The organism is Micromonospora sp. AMSO31t (genome assembly GCF_008868175.1).
In the GTDB taxonomy this organism is placed as follows: domain Bacteria; phylum Actinomycetota; class Actinomycetes; order Mycobacteriales; family Micromonosporaceae; genus Micromonospora.
In genome coordinates this window covers 1-2,328 of the sequence record NZ_WBKT01000290.1, presented here as the reverse complement: position 1 = coordinate 2,328, position 2,328 = coordinate 1, and the positions used below count along the sequence as shown (strand labels likewise).

General features: G+C 74.3%; 2 protein-coding genes. One reads left to right on the top strand and one right to left on the bottom strand.

What is annotated here, in order from left to right; genetic code table 11:
• Positions 1-147 precede the first annotated feature (147 nt).
• The gene (locus F8274_RS30510) at positions 148-1,071 is read left to right on the top strand and encodes a hypothetical protein (RefSeq protein ID WP_151465841.1); all 924 of its coding nucleotides are present in this window, start codon (positions 148-150) and stop codon (positions 1,069-1,071) included.
• On the opposite strand, the gene F8274_RS30505 is transcribed toward F8274_RS30510, so the two are convergent.
• The gene (locus F8274_RS30505; protein ID WP_151465840.1) at positions 1,061-2,080 is read right to left on the bottom strand and encodes a GNAT family N-acetyltransferase; all 1,020 of its coding nucleotides are present in this window, start codon (positions 2,078-2,080) and stop codon (positions 1,061-1,063) included. The genes F8274_RS30510 and F8274_RS30505 overlap by 11 nt on opposite strands.
• Between the last annotated feature and the right edge of the window lie 248 nt (positions 2,081-2,328).

Sequence of the window (2,328 nt, the reverse complement as noted above, 5' to 3'; positions counted from 1 at the left end):
TGGATCCGGCACGCCTCCGCCCTGGTCGTCGGCAGCGTCAGATGTGTATAAGGGGCATGGGCGGCCCTGGGCGTCTCGGCCGCACTGCTGTGCGCCGTCACGGTGGCCGTACTGGTCAGCCGGTACCAGCGGTCCCGGCACCGACGGGTGGCGGAGGATGCCGTCCGGCAGGAGTTCCCCGAGGCGCCGCGGGCGGCGCCGCAACGGGTGCGGGCGGTCGCCGACCAGCTCATCCGCGCCCGGATCGCGGACCGGCTGGGTCCGCTGCTCCTGGCGGCGTACGCGCTGCTGAGCGCGCTGGGCCTGGGCGCCGCCGGGTTGTCGGTGCTGCACAGGGGACCGGAGAACCTGGGCCAGCAGCTCGGCGGGTCCGCACTGGCCCGTCCGGTGGCCTTCGTGACCGACCTGGGCGTCCTGCTGATCGGACTGTTCGCGCTGGTTCTGCTCGGGGCGGGCCTGTTCGCGTACCGGTCGGCCGCCATCCGGATGGTCGGCGTGCTCTGGGAGCTGGCCACCTTCTGGCCGCGCGCGGCGCACCCGCTGGCCGCCCCCTGCTACGGCGAGCGCGCGGTGCCGGACCTCACCCGCCGGATCGGCCACCTCGTCGCCGGCGGGGACGCCGTCGTGCTCTCCGGGCAGAGCCACGGCAGCGTGCTGGCCGCGGCAGCCGTCCTCCAGCTGCCGGAATCCTCCCGCGCCCGGGTGGCGCTGCTGACCTACGGCACCCCGCTCGGGAGGCTCTACAGCCGGGTCTTCCCCGCCCATGTCGGGCCCGAGGTGCTGCGGGAGGTCGGCGCCCGCCTGGACTGGCGATGGATCAACCTGTGGCGGCAGACCGACCCGGTCGGCGGCCCGGTCTTCGGCGCGGACACCGGTGCCACCGATGACCCCGCCGCGCACGTGGACCGGCGGGCACGCGACCCGGCGGGGCTGCTGATCCCGCCCGGGGACACGGTCCCGCCGAAGATCGGCGGACACCGGTTCGCCCCGGATGACAACCTCCAGCGGGCGGCCGGGGAACTCGTGCGGCGGCTGCACCCGCCCGGCGGCGACGACGGGTTCAGAGGGTGAGCTGCCAGTCGGTCGAGCCGGCCGCCGGCCGGTAGCCGAGTTGCTCGTTGATCGCGATCATGTGCGTGTTCGCCGCCGCGTTGTACGTGTCGATCACGCGCAGCTCCGGCTCGTGCGCCAGGGCGTGGCCGAGATTCTCGATCTTGGTGAGCAGGCCGAGCCGGTGGCCGCGGTGGTCCGGGTCGACGATGGTGATCTGCTGCCAGGCGTGCCACGTGGTGTTGGCGGCCAGGCTGACCATGCTCCAGGCGACCAGCCGGCCGGACGCCTCGTGCACCGCCCCGACGCTGTACCGGCGGACCCCGCGCGCGTCGAGCGCCCGCTCCGTGCCGCGGATCCGCTCGACGTCAACCTTCTCCTGTCCCCACTCGAGGTCGCCGAGTGGCGCGTCGACCAGCAACCGGCCCTCCAGATACGCGACGTCGGCGACGTACTCCTCCGGGGTGTGGTTCACCCAGCGGACGGTGCGGTAGCCGGCGGCCGCCGTGCGCGCCCCGAGGAGCAGGCCGGCCAGCCGCGGCCGGTCGAGCGCCGTGACGTCCAACCGGCGGCGGACGTCGGTGAGCGCCGGCTTCGCGCCGACGGCCGCGGCGAAGGCCGCCCCGGGCAGCTCCCGGCCCTCCTCGCCGGGCAGGGCCGTGACGGTCGAGCCGACCAGCCGCTTGCCACCGTGCTCGCGCACCAGCCGGAGGCCGTGCTCGTGCAGGGCGCGCCCCACCCCGCGCCGCCGGTACGCCGGATCCACCACCAGCTCGACGCTGGCGTTCTCGGTGTTGTCGAGCGTGTGCAGGTACAGGCGGAGCCACCCGGCGGGCACCCCGTCGACGCGGGCCACCCACCAGCGGGTGTCGACGCCGGGCATCGGGTGCCGCAGCGGCGCCTCGAACCGTCGCCGGCACAGCGGCGGGAGGTCCGGCTCGTCGACGGCCTGGGCCGCGACCGCCGTCCGGTGGACCGCGTCGAGGGTCGCCGGGTCGGCGGGATCGAGGGGGGTGACGGAGATGCCCATGCCCGTGAGCGTGGCCCCCGCACAGCGAAGGGGCCAGCGGTTTTCCGCCGGCCCCTTCGGACGTTGGTCGGGAGGGACGTCCGCACAACGCCTCCGGCGTTGGGTCGCAAGAACTTGAAAAGTCTCCGGCGGATGCCCTCCCGCACGGAGCATCTTGCGCCGTCCAATTCCTGCCGTCAAGTCCTTGTCGGCGCGTTTTCCACACTCACAGCGAAAAGCCAGTTACCCAACGGATCACCCCAATCCCC

Coding starts and splice junctions, on each gene's coding strand:
- F8274_RS30505 (WP_151465840.1), bottom strand. CDS start 2,080: ATGGGCATCTCCGTCACCCCCCTCGATCCCGCCGACCCGGCGACCCTC.